Origin of the sequence: Roseomonas fluvialis (assembly GCF_022846615.1) — a bacterium.
GTDB lineage: Bacteria > Pseudomonadota > Alphaproteobacteria > Acetobacterales > Acetobacteraceae > Neoroseomonas > Neoroseomonas fluvialis.
The window spans coordinates 585854-602693 of record NZ_AP025637.1 but is presented as its reverse complement, the minus strand read 5'-3'; the positions used below and the strand labels follow the sequence as shown (position 1 = coordinate 602693).

The 16840-nt window shown below is 71.6% G+C and carries 18 protein-coding genes; 11 read left to right on the top strand and 7 right to left on the bottom strand.

The window, feature by feature from the left end; genetic code table 11:
* Positions 1 to 257: 257 nt before the first annotated feature.
* The 3 genes from MWM08_RS02960 to MWM08_RS02950 all read right to left on the bottom strand — a co-directional run bounded on the left by MWM08_RS02960 (position 258) and on the right by MWM08_RS02950 (position 4112).
* The gene (locus MWM08_RS02960) at positions 258 to 863 is read right to left on the bottom strand and encodes a hypothetical protein (RefSeq protein WP_244457986.1); all 606 of its coding nucleotides are present in this window, start codon (positions 861 to 863) and stop codon (positions 258 to 260) included.
* A 77-nt stretch (positions 864 to 940) separates the two neighbouring features.
* Complete coding sequence (locus tag MWM08_RS02955) at positions 941 to 3439, bottom strand: ABC transporter permease (protein WP_244457985.1); 2499 nt, start codon at positions 3437 to 3439, stop codon at positions 941 to 943.
* A 1-nt stretch (position 3440) separates the two neighbouring features.
* Positions 3441 to 4112 (bottom strand): ABC transporter ATP-binding protein, encoded by a 672-nt coding sequence (locus MWM08_RS02950; protein WP_244457984.1) that lies wholly within the window; start codon positions 4110 to 4112, stop codon positions 3441 to 3443.
* Positions 4113 to 4245: 133 nt separating this feature from the next.
* Here MWM08_RS02950 and MWM08_RS02945 point away from each other — a divergent pair, with 133 nt between their 5' ends.
* The 8 genes from MWM08_RS02945 to MWM08_RS02910 all read left to right on the top strand — a co-directional run bounded on the left by MWM08_RS02945 (position 4246) and on the right by MWM08_RS02910 (position 10264).
* Entirely contained in the window at positions 4246 to 4848 is a 603-nt protein-coding gene (locus MWM08_RS02945) for an arylesterase (RefSeq protein ID WP_244457983.1), read from the top strand.
* A 25-nt stretch (positions 4849 to 4873) separates the two neighbouring features.
* Entirely contained in the window at positions 4874 to 5425 is a 552-nt protein-coding gene (thpR, locus tag MWM08_RS02940) for an RNA 2',3'-cyclic phosphodiesterase (RefSeq protein ID WP_244457982.1), read from the top strand.
* 45 nt (positions 5426 to 5470) lie between these two features.
* The gene (locus MWM08_RS02935) at positions 5471 to 5845 is read left to right on the top strand and encodes a DUF2946 family protein (protein WP_244457981.1); all 375 of its coding nucleotides are present in this window, start codon (positions 5471 to 5473) and stop codon (positions 5843 to 5845) included.
* Between the two features lie 66 nt (positions 5846 to 5911).
* Positions 5912 to 8062 carry a TonB-dependent siderophore receptor gene (locus MWM08_RS02930; protein ID WP_244457980.1) on the top strand — a complete coding sequence of 717 codons (2151 nt, stop codon included), beginning with the start codon at positions 5912 to 5914 and terminating at the stop codon, positions 8060 to 8062.
* 3 nt (positions 8063 to 8065) lie between these two features.
* Entirely contained in the window at positions 8066 to 8890 is an 825-nt protein-coding gene (locus MWM08_RS02925) for a DJ-1/PfpI family protein (RefSeq protein WP_244457979.1), read from the top strand.
* Positions 8891 to 8916: 26 nt separating this feature from the next.
* Complete coding sequence (locus MWM08_RS02920; protein ID WP_244457978.1) at positions 8917 to 9423, top strand: YcnI family copper-binding membrane protein; 507 nt, start codon at positions 8917 to 8919, stop codon at positions 9421 to 9423.
* A gap of 14 nt (positions 9424 to 9437) precedes the next feature.
* Positions 9438 to 9782, top strand: a complete 345-nt coding sequence (locus MWM08_RS02915; protein WP_244457977.1) for a hypothetical protein — start codon at positions 9438 to 9440, stop codon at positions 9780 to 9782.
* A gap of 11 nt (positions 9783 to 9793) precedes the next feature.
* Entirely contained in the window at positions 9794 to 10264 is a 471-nt protein-coding gene (locus tag MWM08_RS02910) for a copper chaperone PCu(A)C (protein ID WP_244457976.1), read from the top strand.
* Here MWM08_RS02910 and MWM08_RS02905 read toward each other — a convergent pair whose 3' ends face one another.
* Genes MWM08_RS02905 through MWM08_RS02895 form a run of 3 tightly spaced genes read right to left on the bottom strand, consistent with a single transcriptional unit; the run spans position 10265 to position 12949 of the window.
* Positions 10265 to 11113 carry a MipA/OmpV family protein gene (locus MWM08_RS02905; protein ID WP_244457975.1) on the bottom strand — a complete coding sequence of 283 codons (849 nt, stop codon included), beginning with the start codon at positions 11111 to 11113 and terminating at the stop codon, positions 10265 to 10267.
* Positions 11110 to 11763 (bottom strand): class I SAM-dependent methyltransferase, encoded by a 654-nt coding sequence (locus tag MWM08_RS02900; protein ID WP_244457974.1) that lies wholly within the window; start codon positions 11761 to 11763, stop codon positions 11110 to 11112. The genes MWM08_RS02905 and MWM08_RS02900 overlap by 4 nt, the downstream gene beginning before the upstream one ends.
* Before the next feature lie 7 nt (positions 11764 to 11770).
* Entirely contained in the window at positions 11771 to 12949 is a 1179-nt protein-coding gene (locus MWM08_RS02895) for an enolase C-terminal domain-like protein (RefSeq protein ID WP_244457973.1), read from the bottom strand.
* A gap of 104 nt (positions 12950 to 13053) precedes the next feature.
* Between MWM08_RS02895 and MWM08_RS02890 the strand changes: the two genes are divergently transcribed.
* Both MWM08_RS02890 and MWM08_RS02885 read left to right on the top strand, forming a co-directional pair.
* The gene (locus tag MWM08_RS02890; protein ID WP_244457972.1) at positions 13054 to 14019 is read left to right on the top strand and encodes a Bug family tripartite tricarboxylate transporter substrate binding protein; all 966 of its coding nucleotides are present in this window, start codon (positions 13054 to 13056) and stop codon (positions 14017 to 14019) included.
* A gap of 199 nt (positions 14020 to 14218) precedes the next feature.
* Complete coding sequence (locus MWM08_RS02885) at positions 14219 to 14755, top strand: chlorite dismutase family protein (RefSeq protein WP_244457971.1); 537 nt, start codon at positions 14219 to 14221, stop codon at positions 14753 to 14755.
* Positions 14756 to 14759: 4 nt separating this feature from the next.
* Here MWM08_RS02885 and MWM08_RS02880 read toward each other — a convergent pair whose 3' ends face one another.
* Positions 14760 to 15935, bottom strand: a complete 1176-nt coding sequence (locus tag MWM08_RS02880; protein WP_244457970.1) for a CaiB/BaiF CoA transferase family protein — start codon at positions 15933 to 15935, stop codon at positions 14760 to 14762.
* A gap of 120 nt (positions 15936 to 16055) precedes the next feature.
* Here MWM08_RS02880 and MWM08_RS02875 point away from each other — a divergent pair, with 120 nt between their 5' ends.
* Entirely contained in the window at positions 16056 to 16838 is a 783-nt protein-coding gene (locus tag MWM08_RS02875; RefSeq protein WP_244457969.1) for an enoyl-CoA hydratase/isomerase family protein, read from the top strand.
* Positions 16839 to 16840: the final 2 nt, after the last annotated feature.

Genomic DNA, 16840 nt, shown 5'->3' with positions numbered 1-16840 from the left:
TCCCCGCGGACGCTGAATATGGAGATTTCTTCATCAGGATCAACGGGGGAATGCGTCGATCCGCAACGGTCGTCCGGGGCGGCGGGCGGCGGCCGCCCCGCGATTTCTGAGTGTCGGCCCGACAGGTCCGGCACCTACCCGCCCGCCGCCCAGGGCAACCAGCATCAGTGTCCTGAAGTGGCTGGCCGGGCCGGGGGTGCGGGCCGGCGCAGGAGGGGGGTGAGAATGCGCCAAAGGGCGCATTCTCACGCAGCCACTCAGCGCTCGGCGGGTTCGACCGACAGGGCGGTCGCCTCGGCGATCGCGACGTTCACGCGCTGGCCCGGCTGGATCGTGCGGATGAAGGCCTGCATCTCCGGCGAGCGGACGGCGACGGTGCGGCGCACCCCGCGCGAGGAGGTGAAGGTCACCGTGTTCGCGGTGGTGTCGACCGAGTTGATCGTCACGGTGTCGCGCACGGTGGTGACCACCGCGCCGGCAGGGCGGTCGCCGGCGGGGGCGCGGGCAGCGCCGATGTCGACCTCGGCCGGCAGGGTGGTGCCGCGCGGCGTCAGCTGGACGGCCACGGCTTCCTCGAAGCGGATGCGCACGCGGTCGCCGCGGCGGATGCGGGCGAAGTTCTGCACCTCGGGGCCCGCGACCACGGTCACGGTGCGGTTGGCCGGCGTGCGGATCGCCACCTGGCGCGTGCGGGCGTTCACGCTCTGCACCACGCCCACGGCCTCGCTGGCGGTGGAGACGACGGCGGGCGGCGGCGGCGTGACGGGCTGCGGCGGCGGGGTCGGCGCGCAGGCGCCGAGCGCGGCAAGCGGCAGAACGACGAGCGCAGCGAGCGACAGCCGCGAACGGGGGGTCTGGGACATGGCGATTTCCTTCGTGGGGCGGATAACGTCCGGCGCCCTAGGGTAACAGACCCGTGCGCCGGGCAGAAGCGCCGGCGCTATTCGTTCCGCAGGAACGGCGCAGGGCGCGCGCGCAGCGCCAGTGCCGTCCCCGCATAGCCGAAAGCGAGCGTCAGCGCCGTGCAGGCCAGTACCACCGCGGCCAGCGTGCCGGGCAGGAACACCCAGTCCGCGCCCAGGATGTAGCGCACGACGCCCCAGGCCGCTGCCGTGCCCGCCACGGCCGCGATGACGCCGGCGGTGGCCCCCAACAGGCCGAATTCGACCAGGAAGGCGCGGCGGATCTGCCGGCGTGTTGCGCCCACGGTCTTGAGCACCACGGCATCGCGCACGCGCCGCCGCTGCCCCGCCGCCACCGCGCCCGCCAGCACCAGCGCGCCGGCGGCGAGCGTCAGCGACGCTGTCGCGGACAGCGCCGTGCCGATGCGCCCCAACAGCACCGCCACCTGTTCCAGCGCATCGCGCACGCGGATGCCCGAGACGTTCGGGAAGGCCTCGCTTATCGCGCGCAGCACGGCGCCCTCATTGGCGGTGGCCGAACGCAGGGTCGCGATGTGGGTATGCGGCGCGGCTTCCAGCATGCCCGGCGAGGCGACCAGCACGAAGTTCAGCCCGAGCCCGCGCCATTCGATGTCGCGCAGGTTGGCGATGCGCAGCGGGATGTCGCGGCCGAGCACGTTGACCGTGATGCTGTCCCCGATGCCCACGCCCCAGCCACGGGCGAGGTTGGCATCGAAGGAGACCAGCGGCTCCCCGCTGTAGTCCGCCGCCCACCACTGGCCCTGCACCAGGCGCGTGCCCTCGGGCGGGGTCGCGGCATAGGTGAGGCCGCGGTCGCCACGCAGCGCCCAGGCGGTCTCGGGCGTGGTGCGGACCTGGTCGGCCGGCACGCCATTCACGGCGACGATGCGCGCGCGCAGGGACGGCACGCGCTTGATCTCGCTGACCGTGGGCTGCGCGGCGGCCACGCGGTCGAAGTCGCGCGCCTGGTCGGACTGGATGTCGATGAAATAGAAGTTCGGCGCGGCGTCGGGCAGTTGCTCGGCGATCTGGCGGCGCAGGTTGCCCTCGATCAGCGCCACCGCCGCCAGCGTGGTCAACCCGATGCCGAGCGACACCAGGATGAGCGGGGTCGGCGCACCGGGACGGTGCAGGTTGGCCAGGCCCAGGCGAAGCGCCGGGCGCCGCACGCCGCGGAAGGCGCGCGCGCCGCGCATCAGCGCAAAGGCGCCGAGCCGGAACACCAGCAGCGTACCGACCGCGCCGCCCACGAAGGAGATCGCGAAGAAGCGGTTCTCCGCCGTCGCGATGATCAGCGCGGCCAGCGCCAGCCCCGCCGCCACGGTCGCCGCCACCAGCGCGATTCGCGGACGCGCGCCCGAGGGCTGCAGCGCGTCGCGGAACAGCGCCGCGCCGGGGATCTCCATGGCGCGGCCGAGCGGCCACAGCGCGAAGGCCAGCGCCGTCAGCAGCCCATACACCGCCGCCAGCGCCAGCGGCACCGGATACACCCCCATGCGCGGCGGGATCGGCAGCGCATCCGCCAAGGCCCAGGCGCCCAGCATGGTCAGCCCGAAGCCCGCCGCCAGGCCGATGGCGATGCCCAGGCAGGCCAGCGCCAGCACCTGCATCAGGTAGGTCGTGAAGATCACCCCCGGCCCGGCGCCGAGGCAGCGCAGCGTCGCGATGGTGCGCGCCCGCTGGTCGAGCCACGACCGCACGCCGGTCGCGACACCGATGCCGCCGACCAGCAGCGCCGTGAGGCTCGCGAGCGTCAAGAAGAAGGCGGCGCGGTCGACGAAGCGGTTGACCGACGGCGCGGCGGCATCGGCGGTGCGGATCCGCCAGCCATTCTGCGGAAAGGCGGCCCGGAGTTCGTTCGCGAAGGCCTGGCGCGTCGTGCCCTCGGGCAGGGCGATGCGCATTTCCCAATTCGCCAGCGACCCGGGCTGGATCAAGCCGGTGGCCGGCAGATCGGCCAGCGGGATCATGGCGCGCGGGCCGAAGATGGCCGGGGAGGCGACCTTGTCGGGTTCGGCCAGGATCACGCCGCGCAGGCGGAAGGTGGCATCGCCCAGGCGGATGGTCGCGCCGGGCGCGATGCCCAGGCGGTCGGCGACGATGCGCTCCACCACCACCTCCCCGGGCATGAGCATGCCGGGCGGGTCGAGCTGCAGGGCGCCGAACAGCGGGTAGGCCTCGTCGACGGCCTTGAGTTCGACCAGCGTGCGCTCGCCATCCGGGGCCACGGCCATCGCGCGCATCTGCGTAATGCGGGAGATCCGAGCGCCGCGCGCGGTGATCCAATCCGCCAGCGCCGGCGGCAGTGCGCCCTGCTGGGACGCGACCTCGACTTCCCCGCCCAGGATGCGCGCTCCGTCGGCGGTGATGCCGGCCTCCACGCCCGCGCGCAGCGTGCCGACCGCAGTGATGGCGGCGACACCGAGGGCCAGGCACGCCAGCACGATGCGCAGCCCCTTCACGCCGCCGCGCAAATCACGGCGCGCGAAGCGCCAGGCGAGGCCCAAGGTCTTCATCTCAGCGCGCGCCGTCGCTGACGATCTTGCCGTCCTCGATGCGCACCTGGCGCTCGCAGCGTTCGGCCAGCAGCGGGTCGTGGGTGATCAGCAGCAGCGTCGTGCCGAACTGTTCGCGCAAGCCGAACAACAGGTCCATCACATGCCCGCCGGTGCCGCGGTCGAGGTTGCCGGTGGGTTCGTCCGCCAGCAGCAGCTTGGGTTCGGCCACGAAGGCGCGCGCCAGGGCCACGCGCTGCTGCTCACCGCCCGAAAGCTGGCCGGGGTAGTGCGTCAGGCGATGGCCGAGGCCCACGCTGCGCAGTGCCGCTTCCGCGCGGTCGAAGGCATCGGCACGGCCGGCGAATTCCAGCGGCACCGCCACGTTCTCGATCGCAGTCATGGTCGGCACCAGGTGGAAGGACTGGAACACGATCCCGACATTGTCGCGGCGGAACACCGCGAGCTGGTCCTCGTTCATGCGGATCAGGTCCTGGCCCGCCACCGACAGCGTGCCGCCGGTCGGCCGGTCGAGCCCCGCCAGGAGCATCAGCAGCGACGTCTTGCCCGACCCGGACGGGCCGACGATCCCGACCGCCTCCCCGGTGCGCACCGCCAGGTCCACGCCGCGCAGGATATTGATCTCGCCGGCCTGGGCCCTCACCTGGAAGGACAGGTTGAGGGCCTGGATCAACGGCGATCCGGCGGGCGTCCCGGCAGCGACCGGGGCGGTATGTGGAAGGGCATCCATGGGCGTTCTGGTTCCGCGGCTTCCGGCCCGATATGGGCGCCGCGACGCGATCCGCCAACTTTTCACTGGTATCGGAATGTTGCCGTTGCTGGCCGCGACGCCCGCGTCGGCGCGCGAGATCCGCGTGATGATGCTGGGGGATTCGATCACCGCCGCTTATGGGCTGGCCCGCGGGCAGGGCTTGCCGGCGCGGCTCGAGGCCGCGCTGCGCGAGCGCGGGCGCGATGTGCGGGTGATCGATGCCGGCGTTTCGGGCGACACCACGGCGGGCGGCCGCGCGCGGTTGGCCTGGGCGCTGGCGGACCGGCCGGATGCGGTGATCGTGGCGCTGGGCGGCAATGACGGGCTGCGCGGCATCGAACCGCGCGCCAGCGCCGCGAACCTGAACGCCATCCTGGATGCGCTCAAGCAGCGCAACCTGCCGGCGATGCTGGCGGGAATGCTGGCACCGCCGAACCTCGGCGCCGATTATGGGCGGGACTTCGCAGCGACCTTCACCAGCATCGCTCAGGCGCGGCCGGAGGTCGTGTTCTACCCCTTCCTGCTGGATGGCGTGGCCGGCGACCCGGCGATGAACCAGCCGGACAGGATTCATCCCAATGAGGCTGGCGTCGCGGAACTGGTCCGTCGCATGCTGCCGGCCGTCGAATCGCTGCTGGCGCGGGTGCCCACCGGCTGACGCGTCCAGGCAAGGAGGGGGCCCCATGCTGCGCCTGTTCGTCGCCCTGGCCCTTCCCCCCGAGATCAGGTCCGAGGTCGCGGGCCTGGCGGGTGGCATCCCCGGGGCGAAATGGGTTCCGCCGGACAACTACCACCTGACGCTGCGCTTCATCGGCGAGATCGAGAACTGGCGCGCGCAGGAGGTGGACGACGCGCTGGCGATGATCCGCGGCCATGCCTTCGACCTCTCGCTGCGCGGGGTCGGCACCTTCGACAAGGCCGGGCGCATCCAGTCGCTGTGGGTGGGTGCCGAGCGCAACGACACGCTCACGCACCTGCAGGGCAAGATCGAGACGGCGCTGCAGCGCGTCGGCCTGCCGCCGGAACGCAAGCGCTTCTCCCCGCATGTGACGCTCGCGCGGGTCGATCGCGCGCCGCTCGACAAGGTCGTGGCCTATGTCCAGGCACACAACCTGTTCCGCGCCACGCCGGTCAGCGTGCAGCATTTCACGCTGTTCTCCTCTCGCCTGGGCAAGGAGGCGTCGGTCTATACGCCCGAGGTGGAGTACGACCTGGCGGCACGCGCGGCGGCGTGACCGGCGCGCTTGCCGCGGGACCCGCACCGCTGTAAGCGACGAATCGTGGCTCGGCTGTCCCGCCCCTTCGCGCGACTGATCGCCTTCCTTCTGCTGTTGCAGGTGGTGGTCGCGCCGGCGCATTGCCTGGCGATGGCCGCCGCCCCCGCTGGCTTCGAGGCGGTGATCTGCGCAGCCGACGGCACCCGCACCGTGATGATCGGACCCGACGGGCAGGAGCTGCCTGCGCATGACGGCGCGGCGGGCGCCTGCGTGGTGTGCCACGCGCTGCCGCAGGCGGCGATGACATCCGCGCCGGACGTGCCGATGCCGGCCTGGCTGGCCGGGGCGGTGGCGTTCCCGCCGGCCACGCGCGACAGCCTGCCGCCGGGCGCGCGCGCGCCACCCTACCGGCCGACCGGACCGCCCACCCTCTCCTGAGGCCGCCCCGCGAGGGGACGGCCGCCTGTGCGCCTGCCGTCCAGCCGCCTCCGGAGAGTACCCTTCGTGTTCAACACCATGTTCGCGCCGCGCATCGCGGCCGTCCTTGCATGCGGAGCAGTGCTGCCCGCCGCTGCCCAGACCCCCGGCCCCGTGGCCTTTCCGGACGGCACCGTGCCGCCGATGATCGTCACCGCGCCGCCGCTGCTCGAACGCGACCAGGTCGGCGAGTTGCGCGGCTACCAGGCGCTGACATCGTCGAGCGCCACGCGCACCTCGACCCCGCTGAACCAGATCCCGCAATCGGTCACGGTCATCCCGCGGCAGCTCATCGAGGACCAGGGCGACCGCACCGTGGCGGATGCGCTGCGCAACGCCGCCGGCGTGGTGCCCGAGAGCCCGCTGTTCCTGAACCAGAACCTCAACACCTTCGTGCGCGGCTTCTCGGCCGAGATCTACCGCGACGGCATGCAGAGCTACTTCGATGCCGGCTTCGCGCAGTCGCTGCTCGGCATCGAGCGCATCGAGGTGATCCGCGGCCCATCGAGCACGCTGTTCGGCGGCGGGCTCGGCGGCGGGCATGGCGGCGTCGTGAACTTCGTCTCGCGCCTGCCGGGTGTCGCGAATTCCTACGAGATGGGCGTCACCTTCGGCCCCTATGGCTACGCCAACCCGTACATGGACCTGAACCAGGTGGCGGGCACCACGGCCAATGGCGGTGTGCAGGTCTCGGCCCGGTTGCAGGCGGAATACCTGTCCACGCGCTCCTACATCGAGAACGTGCTGCTCAGCGGCTACCAGGTGATTCCGGCGGTGACGGTGCGCACGGAGAACACCTCCGTCACGGTGCAGGCCTTCACCTCCGAACGCAGGGCCAACGACTATCCGGGCCTGCCGCCGGAGCTCACGGGCGGGGCGTCGAACTTCGGCATCGACCCCTACCGCAATGCCAACGGCGGCAACGTCCCGCGCACCGTCACGCAGCGCAACGGCGGGCGGCTGTTCTTCGAGCACCGCTTCGACGACGTGTTCACGCTGCGCCTGGCGGCGCAGATGGCGTCGAGCAACCTCGAGCAGCCGGCACAGTTCCCCTTCGGCCCGCCGGTGGTCGGCAACACCACCTATGCGCGCTTCAATGGCTACCTGCAGCAGGACCTGTCGCAGGTGACGGTGCTGCCCACGCTCGAGGCGCGCTTCACCACCGGCCCGGTGCGCCACACCGTGCTGGCCGGCCTCGAGGGCGACCGGGTGTGGGACGAGGGCGGGATCGCCTTTGCCTTCTCCGACATCTACGACTTCGCGCAGCCGACCGACGCCACCTTCGTGCGGCCGCAGCGCGCGCCGCCGACGCGCAATGTCTACACCACACTGGCGGCCTTCCTGCAGGAACAGGCGACGCTGTGGGACCGCGTGCACATCCTGGCCGCGGCGCGCGTGACGCAGTTGCAGATCAGCTCCACACCCGATGCCGGCGGCGGCTTCGATTCCACCACCACGCGCTGGACGCCGCGGGTGGGCATCGCGGTCGATGTGCTGCCGTGGCTGACACCCTATGCCGGCTGGGGCCAGGGGCTGCGTTCGCCATCGGGCTACGCCTTCCTCGTCAACGAACCGAAGCCTGAGACCAGCGAGCAATGGGAGGTCGGCGTCCGCGCCCGACTGGGCGAGACGCTGTCCGCCTCGGTCGCGTATTTCGACATCGAGCGCACCAACGTGCCGGTGGCGGACCCCGCCTTCTTCGGCCTGGCGCGCCAGACCGGGCAGCAGCGCTCGCGCGGCGTCGAGGTCGAGATGCTGTGGCAGCCCGACCAAAACTTCGCCCTGCTGGCCAACTACGCCTACACCAATGCCGAGATCACGCAGGACAACCTGCTGGCCCCCGGCACGCCGTTGCGCGCGGTGCCGCGCAACCTGGCGCGCGCCTGGGGCATCTACCGCTTCCGCGACATCGGGCCGGAATGGCTGCAGGGCCTGTCGATCGGCGGCGGCGTGACGGTCGCCTCCGGCGCACCGGCCAACGACACCGACACGGTGCGCACCAAGGGCTACACCACCTTCGACGCGCAGATCGCCTACCAGACCGGGCCGGTCCGCGTGGCGCTGGTGGGGCGCAACATCGGCAACGCGACCTACACGACGCCGTTCAACTACTTCAACAACTCGGTCACGCCGGGCGCGCCGACCGAGGTGTTCCTCACCGCCAGCCTGAGGTTCTGAACCATGAGCACGACCGACGCATCGCGCCGCGCGGCGCTGGCGGCCCTGCTGGCCCTGGGAGCCGCGCGCGGCGCATCGGCGCAGCACGCGCAGGATGCAACCGACGCGACGCTGATGGCCCGCCTGGCGCCGGCGCGCGGGCCGGAGGACATCGCCTTCCTGCTCTATCCCGGCTGCACCGCGCTCGACTTCGTCGGCCCGCACAACATGCTTCGCGGACTGATGGGCGCCACGGTGCGGCTGGTGGCGAAGACGCGCGATCCGATCGTCACCGACACAAACCTCGCGGTACTGCCCGACACCACCTTCGCCGACTGCCCGGAGACGCTGACGCTGATCTGCGTCCCCGGCGGGTCCGAGGGCACGCTGGCGGCGATGCAGGATGCCGAGACGATGGCGTTCCTCGCCGCCCGCGGCCGGCGCGCGACCTGGGTGACGGGCGTGTGCACCGGCACGCTGCTGCTCGGCGCCGCGGGGCTGTTGCGCGGCTATCGCGCCACGTCGCACTGGCTGACGCGCGATGTGCTCCCGACCTTCGGCGCCATCCCGGTGAACGAACGCGTGGTGATCGACCGCAATCGCGCGACGGGCGGCGGCGTGACGGCCGGCATCGATTTCGGCCTGTCGATGGTCGCCGCCCTGCGCGACGACTTCTACGCCAAGGCCGTCCAGCTGGTCGCGGAATACGCGCCCGAACCACCCTTCGACGCGGGCACGCCGGCCAGCGCCCCGCCCGAGGCGACGCAGATCATCACCCGCATGTTCGACCCCTTCCTCGACCGCATCCGCCGCGCCGCCGACGAAGCCGCGCAACGCATGCCGACCTGACCCCACCCCGACAGGAGACCATGACCATGAACCGATCCGCCCTGATCCTCGCGATCGCCCTTGCGCTGCCCACGCTTCCCGCCGCGGCGCATGTCAGCATCGACCCTGCGCAGGCCGCGCCGCACGCCTATGTGCGCGCCGCGCTGCGCGTACCGCATGGCTGCGGCGATGCCGCCACCACGCGCATCACCGTCCGCCTCCCGGAAGGCGTGACCGCCGCGCGGCCGATGCCCAAGCCCGGCTGGACCCTCGTGACCACCCCGCGCGAGGGTGCGCCCGAGCCCACCGGCCACGGCGCGGTGCGCGACCTCGGCACCGTCACCTGGGAAGGCGGCCGCCTGCCCAACGAGCACTACGACGAGTTCGTGCTGCGCTTCCGCGTGCCGAATACGCCCGACGCCACGCTGTGGTTCGCGGTGCGCCAGGATTGCGAGGGCGGTGCCTCGGTGAACTGGGCGGAGATTCCCGCCGAAGGCCGGCGCCTGTCGGATTATCCTCACCCCGCCGCCGCGATGCGGCTCACTCCGCGCTGACCCAGGAGGACGTGATGATGGACTTCCCGAAGGCGGCGGCGCTGGCCGCGCTGCTGGTGATGGCGCCGCCGCTGGCGCGCGCCTGCGATACCGAGGCGATGAACGCCGAACTCACCGCCGTGTGCCGCGCCGCGCTGGCGCCCGCGCTGGACTGGGCGGGCGCGGCGCGCGCCACGGCCACGGCAAACGAAGCGGCGGCGCTTGACCGCGCCATCGCGATCGCCAACGAGGCCTGCACAACCGGCGACCCGCAGGCCGGCGCCCGCGAGGCATCGCGCATCGCCCGCCTGGCCGGGCGCATCGAGGCGCGGAGCGGATCGGCCGAGCCGATCTGGCCCGACCGCCTGGCCGCACGCTGAGGAGCATCGCCATGACCCACACGACCCGCCGCGGCGCGATCGCCGCCGCCTGCGCACTGCTGGCGATGCCCGCCGTCGCGCATGACTACACCGCCGGTGACCTCGCGATCGTGCACCCCTGGACGCGCGCCGCCGGCGCCAATGCGAACGGCGCCGCCTTCATGCGCCTGCGCAACACCGGGGCGCGGCCCGACCGGCTGATCTCGGCCAGCACGCCCTTCGCGCGCGTGGTCGAACTGCACACGGTGGTGCGGGAGGGCGACGTGATGCGCATGCGTCCGGTCACCGATATCGCCGTGGCGCCGGGCGAGACGGTCGAACTACGGCCTGGCGGCTTCCACGTCATGCTGATCGGCCTCACGGGGCCGATGGCACAGGGCGGCCGCGTGCCGCTCACGCTGCGTTTCGAACGCGCCGGCGAGGTGCAAGTGGAACTCGCGGTCGAGGCCGCCGGCGCGCGCGGTTCAGGCCACCACCACTGATCAGTCGAAGGGCTGGGAGGCGGCGTTCACCGTCGCCTCCGACCGCCACAGCGACACCGCGAATCCGGCCACCACCGAGAAGTTCCACTCGTTGCGGAACAGCGGACTGTCGGCATTGGTCGCGCCCGAGAAATTCTCGACGCGTCCGCCCGCCACGACCGAGAAGCGTTCGCTCAGCGGCAGCCGGTAGGAGACCGACAGCCGCGACCCGATGTAGCCGGCCTGCGCGTTGTAGGCCGGCCGGTCGGGCCGCGCGAATTGCGGCGCCACGTCGTAGAAGTAGTCCGCATAGCGGTCGGTGCCGAACACGACGCCTGCCGAGACGCGCAACCGCGCGAAGGGCGACAGGAAGTGCATGTGCTCGTAGGCGATGTCGGGCGCGAAGGTGAAGCCGCGGAAGGACACCGAGGACCAGTCGGTGGAGAACACAGCGCGGATCGGGGTGTCGAGCACGATGCGCTGCGGCGCCGCCTCGTCCTCCCCGCGCCACAGCGTGAAGCGCAGGTTGGGGCCCAGTTCGCCCAGCCATTCGAGATCCGGCATGCCCTGCCGCGCCGTCACGTCATCCGACGACGCATTCACCCCGCCCGAGGCGCTGACCGACAATTCGATCCCGTCCGCCAGGCTGGTGCGGGCGCGTAGCCCGCCATCGTCGGCGCGGAACACGTTGCCGCGGTAGATGATGTACGGGACCGCCAGGCCCCGCCAGCGGTTCTGGTCGGATGCGGGGTAAGCCGGCAGCCAGCCGCCGCCGCCGGCGATGCCGGCCTCGAAGACCGGCAGTTGCTGGGCCTGCGCCGGCACGGTGGCGAGGGCGAGGAGCAGCAGGGGGGCGATGCGTGGGGTCATGGGCGTTGCGCCACCAGAAGCACATTCGGCAGGGGCGTGCCAGCCCAGCAGGGCGTGATCGTCACGGCGAAGCCGGCGGCCTGCAGCGGGGCCGCGATCGCGGCGACCGGGCGCGGCGCCACCATGCCCGCCAGGCCGCGGTCGCCGCCGAGGCGCCGTCGGATGCGCTCCATCCCGAAGCCGATCGCGCTGCGCCAGCCGCGGTCGGGGTCGAAGGCGCGGACCAGGATGCGGCGCGGCGCCGCGTCCATGATGCGCAGGAGCAGCGCGTCCTGCGCCTGGGGCGGAAGCTGCAGCAGCACGTCGATCAGCAGCACGGTGTCGGCCGGCGGCATGGATTCGAGCGTGGCGAGGTCGGCGGCGTCGAAGGCCGCCGGCAGGTCCCGCGCCGCATCCCGCGCCAGGGCAACCTTGCGGGCATCGATGTCGATCCCGTGCAGTGCAGTTGCGGCATCCGCCAGCAGCAGCGCGATGCCGAGCTGCCCGCGGCCGCAGCCGAGGTCCAGCACCCGCCCGAAGCCCTGCGCCGCGCCAAGCGCGAGAAGCGCCGCCACGGCCGGGTCACTCCGAAGCTTGCCCCGGATGAAGCCGCGTGCCGAGCGCGAGGCGCCGCGATAGCGGTCCGCGACCTGCGCGGCGAGATCCAGCATCGGCGCCTCAGAGGTCCTTCAGCACCGCCCAGAGGTCGTTCTTCGCCTCGAAGCCGATGCCGGGCAGGTCGGGCATGCGGATGCGCCCATCCACCACCGGTGTGTTGGTGGCGAAGCCGCCAAAGGGGGCGAAGACCTCGGGGTAGGATTCGTTGCCGCCGAGGCCGAGGCCCACCGCGATGTTGAGCGCGAACTGGTGCCCGCCGTGGGGGACGCAGCGACGCGCCGACCAGCCGTGCTGTTCCAGCATCTCCAGCGTTCGAAGGTATTCCACCAGGCCGTAGGAGAGGGCGGGGTCGAATTGCAGCACGTCGCGGTCCGGCCGCAGCCCGCCATGGCGGATCAGGTTGCGGGCATCGAGCATGGAGAACAGGTTCTCGCCGGTCGCGAGTGGCGGCGCGTAGTGCTCGGCCAGCGTCGCGTGCGTGGCGTAGTCCAGCGGGTCGAGCGGTTCCTCGTACCAGCGCAGGGCGAAGGGCTGCAGCGCGGCGCCATAGGCCAGCGCGGCATGCAGGCCGAACCGGCCGTTCACGTCGACGGCCAGGCGCGAGCCGTCATTGCCGAGCAGCTTCAGCACCGCCTCGATCCGCGCGACATCCTCGCGCAGCGCGTCCTTGATGGGCGTGCCCGGCGCACCGCCGATCTTCATCTTCACCGTAGTGTAGCCGAGGCCGAGGTAGCGCTTCATTTCCTCGACCAGCGCATCCACACCCTTGCCCGGGTAGTAGTAGCCGCCGGCGGCGTAGACCCAGGCGGCGTCATCGGCCTCGCCGCCGCGGAAGCGGTCGGCCAGCAGGCGCCACAGCGGCTTGCCTTCCAGCTTCGCCGCGGCGTCCCACAGCGCCATGTCGAGCACGCCGACCGCGACCGACCGGTCGCCATGCCCGCCGGGCTTCTCGTTGCGCATCATGGCGGACCAGGCGGCGGCGACGTTGAGCGTACCGTCGGCGGCGGTCAGCACCGCGGCGTCGCAGGCTTCCAGGCGCGGCACGAAGCGTTCCGCCAACAACCCCGGCTGGGCGTAGCGGCCGTTGGAATTGAAGCCGTAGCCTGTCGCGCTGCGCCCCGCGCCGTCCTCGATGGTGATGGCGACCACACTCGCGGTCATCTTGGAGAAATCGATGTAGGCGTTGGCGATGGCGCTGCTGATGGGCACGACGCCGTGGCGGATAGAGGCGATGCGCATGGGGCGTCCCCGGCTTGTTCGGCGCGCTTCCTAGCGGCCGGCCGGTTGGCGCGCAAACCGTGGCGGGCCTAGCATCGCCGCTTCATCGCCCGGGAGTGGCTCTCATGACATCACGACGCCTGTTGCTGGGCCTGGCCGCCACCACCGCGCTGGCCGGCCCCGCGGTTGCGCAGGGCGAATGGCCCCAGCGCAGCATCCGCATGATCTCGCCCTTCCCGCCCGGGGGGGCTGCCGACCTGCTGGCCCGCGCGCTGGCCGAGGAGCTGACGCCCATCCTGCGGCAATCGGTGGTGGTCGAGAACCGCACCGGCGCCGGCGGTTCGGTCGGCACCGAGGCCGCCGTGCGCAGCCCGCCCGATGGCTACACCATGGTGATGGGCAGCACCGGCCCCATGGCGATCAACCCCGCGCTGATCCGCCTGTCCTACGACCCCGAGCGCGACCTGGTCCCGGTGGTGCCGGTGGCGGCGGTGGCCTCGGTGCTTGTGGTGCATCCCTCGGTGCAGGCGCGCACGCTGCCCGAGTTGCTCGCGCTGGCCCGCGCCGAACCGGGTAAGCTGAACTACGGGTCGTCCGGCATCGGATCGGCGCAGCACCTGTTCATGGAATTGCTGAAGCAGCAGGCGAATGTGGACATCACGCATATCCCCTATCGCGGCACGGGCCCGGCCATGGTCGACACCGTCGGCGGTCGGCTGACCATGATGTTCGACACCACGCCGACCGCCCTGCCGCATATCCGCGACGGCCGCGTGCGCGCGCTCGCGGTCACGGCCGGGCGGCGCGACCCGGCGCTACCCGACGTGCCGACCATCGGAGAGACCCTGCCGGGCTACGAGGCGTTGGGCTGGTACGGTATCCTGGCCCCCACCGGAACGCCGGCTGCGGCGGTCGAGCGCATGAGCCGCGAGGTGAACGCGCTGCTCCGGCGCCCGGACTTCATCGCCAAGCTGGCGACGCAGGGGGTCGAGCCGCTGCCCGGCACGCCGGCCGAATTCACGGAGCTGATCGCCCGCGACCGGGCGCGCTGGGGCGGCGTGATCCGGACCGGCAATATCCGCGTCGACTGACAGCTTTTCGCGAAGGTTCGGCAACAGCACACCCGGCCATCCATAACAGGATACCGACCTGCGCGGCCTTCTGGGTGGGTACGCCCGTGCCGGACGTCGCAACTCGGCGAGAGGCGACTTTCACGACAGGCCGTGACCCGGCTGCTCCGGCGTTGCTTCTGCTGCGCCGCAGCATCTAGGCTTGGGTATGCCCGCTCCGTTGCCCGTCACCGTCACCGCCGGCGCCCATGGGCCCTGGCGCGTCACCGACATCCGCCCCTGCTTGGGCGCCACGCTGCCGCCCGCGGCCAGGCTGCGCGTCGAGGATGGCGACGCCACGCCCGATGACGGCGCCTGGCGCCTGCGCGGCGTGACCAGCAACCTGCGCTACACGGCGGAGGCGGAGCGCGCGACGCTGGCCGGCGTGCAGCAGGGGCTCGGCCGCCCGCAGGCCAGCAGGGCCGCGCTGATCCCGATCCGCAAGTCGGCCGCCTGGTGGGACATGGCGCAGGATGCGCGCCGCGCGGTGCTGGAGGAGGAATCGCGGCACATCGCGATCGGCCTCGAATACCTGCCGGGTGTCGCGCGACGGCTGATCCATTCGCGCGACCTGGGCGAACCCTTCGACTTCCTCACCTGGTTCGAATTCGCCCCGGAGCACGAGGCAGGGTTCGACACGCTGCTGTCCCGCCTGCGCGCAACGAAGGAATGGGGCTTCGTCGAGCGCGAGGTGGAGATCAGGCTCGCACGGGACTGAGGGGTCAGACCGCGCGGGCGGCGCGCAACGCTGCGATCTCGTCGGCCGTGAAGCCGAATTCCGCCAGCACTTCGTCCGTGTGCTGGCCGCGTTCGGGGGTCGGGTTGCGCGCACAGCCCACGCCGGCGATCTGCATCGGCGCGCGCACCACGTTCAGCGCGCCGAGCCGCGGGTGCTGCACCGTCATCTCGATGCCCAGGTGCTTCACCTGCTCGTCGGCAAACACCTGGTCCATGGCGTAGACCGGGCCGCAGGGCACGCCGTCCTTGTTGAACTTCGCGACCCAGTTGGCGGCCGTGTCGGTCTGCGTGACGGCCTCGATGATGGCGTTGACCTTCACGCGGTTCTGGCTGCGCAGCTTGTCGGTGGCGATGTCGGGGTCGGCGGCCTGCGCCTCAATGCCCAGCACCTTCACGATGCGATCCCACATCACCTGGCCGCCGCCGGCGATATTGATGACGCCGTCGGAGGTGCGGAACAGCCCGGTCGGGATGGTGGTGGGGTGGTCGTTGCCGGCCTGCTTCGGCACCTCGCGCTTCATGGTCCAGCGCGTCGCCTGGAAATCCATCATCGCGACCATGGCTTCGAGCAGGGAGACATGCACCCAGCGCCCCTTGCCGGTGACCTCGCGTTCCAGCAGCGCCACCATGATGCCGAGCGCGCAATACAGCCCGGCGGTGAGGTCCGCGACCGGAATGCCGGCACGCACGGGGCCTTGGCCGGGCAGGCCGGTGACCGACATCAGCCCGCCCATGCCCTGCGCGATCTGGTCGAAGCCTGGGCGCTTCGCATAGGGCCCGTCCTGCCCGAAGCCGGAGATCGACCCCAGCACGATGCGCGGGTTGATCGCGGCCAGGCTGTCATAGTCCACACCCAGGCGCGTCTTGACGTCGGGTCGGTAGTTCTCGACCACCACATCGGCGCGGGCGACCATGCGGCGGAAGGCGGCCAGGCCCTCGGGCGACTTCAGGTTCAGCGTCATGCCGCGCTTGTTGCGATGGACATGCTGGAAGTCAGGCCCGTCGCGCTCGCCGCCCAGGCCCTTGCCGGTATCGACCTCGTCCGTCGCCTCGATCTTGATGACGTTCGCACCCCAGTCGGCGAGCTGGCGCACGCAGGTGGGGCCTGAGCGCACGCGCGTCAGGTCGAGCACGGTGAAGCGGGCAAGCGGCATGGTCATGGCGGGTGACTCCTCGGCTCCGCCTGTGGTGGCATCGGGCCCGCGCTTCGGCAAGGGACCGGCTTGACGCCGCCGCCCGACCGGCTACGCCTTGCGCCGCACACACCGGGACGGAGCGCCATGAGCGACGACATTCTGCACGAGGTCCGCGAGGGCGGCATCGCCTGGACCACCTTCAACCGCCCCCAGGCGCGCAACGCGATGCTGTTTCCGATGTACCAGCGCATCCAGGAACTGGCGGAACAGATCAGCGAGGACCCGTCGATCCGCGTCTGGGTGCTGACCGGCGCCGGCGGCAAGGCCTTCGCCTCGGGCACCGACATCAGCCAGTTCCGCGAGTTCAAGACCGCCGACGATGCGCTGGCCTACGAGGCACGGATCGACAAGGTCCTGGGCGCGCTCGAGAACTGCAACAAGCCGATCATCGCCGCCATCGCGGGTGCCTGCACGGGCGGCGGCCTGGGCATCGCAGGGTGCTGCGACATCCGCATCTGCGATGCGTCGGCGCGCTTCGGCCTGCCGATCGCGAAGACGTTGGGGAACATCCTCAACATGAACAACTTCGCGCGCTTCTACGCGCTGGTCGGCCCGGCGGCGATCGCCGAGATGATCATGACCTCGCGCCTGTTCTCCTCGGCCGAGGCGAAGCATATCGGGCTGGTCTCGGAAGTGCTGGACACGCCGGATGCGGTGGCTGCGCGCGCGCTGGAACTGGCCACCAGCATGTCCACCCTGGCGCCGCTGACGCTCAAGGCGACCAAGATCGCGCTGCGCCGCCTGCGCCATGCGGTCGGCGAGGTCGAGGGCGACGACCTGGTGACCATGTGCTTCACCAGCGCCGACTTCCAGGAAGGCGTCGATGCCTTCCTGAACAAGCGCGCCCCACAGTTCCAGGGCAAGTAGGC

Bases quoted from the DNA above. Each gene is read 5' to 3' on its own strand.
- MWM08_RS02925 (WP_244457979.1), top strand. From the start codon at position 8,066: ATGAGCACGACCGACGCATCGCGCCGCGCGGCGCTGGCGGCCCTGCTG.
- MWM08_RS02955 (WP_244457985.1), bottom strand. From the start codon at position 3,439: ATGAAGACCTTGGGCCTCGCCTGGCGCTTCGCGCGCCGTGATTTGCGC.
- MWM08_RS02895 (WP_244457973.1), bottom strand. From the start codon at position 12,949: ATGCGCATCGCCTCTATCCGCCACGGCGTCGTGCCCATCAGCAGCGCC.
- MWM08_RS02960 (WP_244457986.1), bottom strand. From the start codon at position 863: ATGTCCCAGACCCCCCGTTCGCGGCTGTCGCTCGCTGCGCTCGTCGTT.
- MWM08_RS02915 (WP_244457977.1), top strand. From the start codon at position 9,438: ATGATGGACTTCCCGAAGGCGGCGGCGCTGGCCGCGCTGCTGGTGATG.
- MWM08_RS02945 (WP_244457983.1), top strand. From the start codon at position 4,246: ATGTTGCCGTTGCTGGCCGCGACGCCCGCGTCGGCGCGCGAGATCCGC.
- MWM08_RS02910 (WP_244457976.1), top strand. From the start codon at position 9,794: ATGACCCACACGACCCGCCGCGGCGCGATCGCCGCCGCCTGCGCACTG.
- MWM08_RS02875 (WP_244457969.1), top strand. From the start codon at position 16,056: ATGAGCGACGACATTCTGCACGAGGTCCGCGAGGGCGGCATCGCCTGG.
- MWM08_RS02905 (WP_244457975.1), bottom strand. From the start codon at position 11,113: ATGACCCCACGCATCGCCCCCCTGCTGCTCCTCGCCCTCGCCACCGTG.
- MWM08_RS02920 (WP_244457978.1), top strand. From the start codon at position 8,917: ATGAACCGATCCGCCCTGATCCTCGCGATCGCCCTTGCGCTGCCCACG.
- MWM08_RS02880 (WP_244457970.1), bottom strand. From the start codon at position 15,935: ATGACCATGCCGCTTGCCCGCTTCACCGTGCTCGACCTGACGCGCGTG.
- MWM08_RS02900 (WP_244457974.1), bottom strand. From the start codon at position 11,763: ATGCTGGATCTCGCCGCGCAGGTCGCGGACCGCTATCGCGGCGCCTCG.
- thpR (WP_244457982.1), top strand. From the start codon at position 4,874: ATGCTGCGCCTGTTCGTCGCCCTGGCCCTTCCCCCCGAGATCAGGTCC.
- MWM08_RS02890 (WP_244457972.1), top strand. From the start codon at position 13,054: ATGACATCACGACGCCTGTTGCTGGGCCTGGCCGCCACCACCGCGCTG.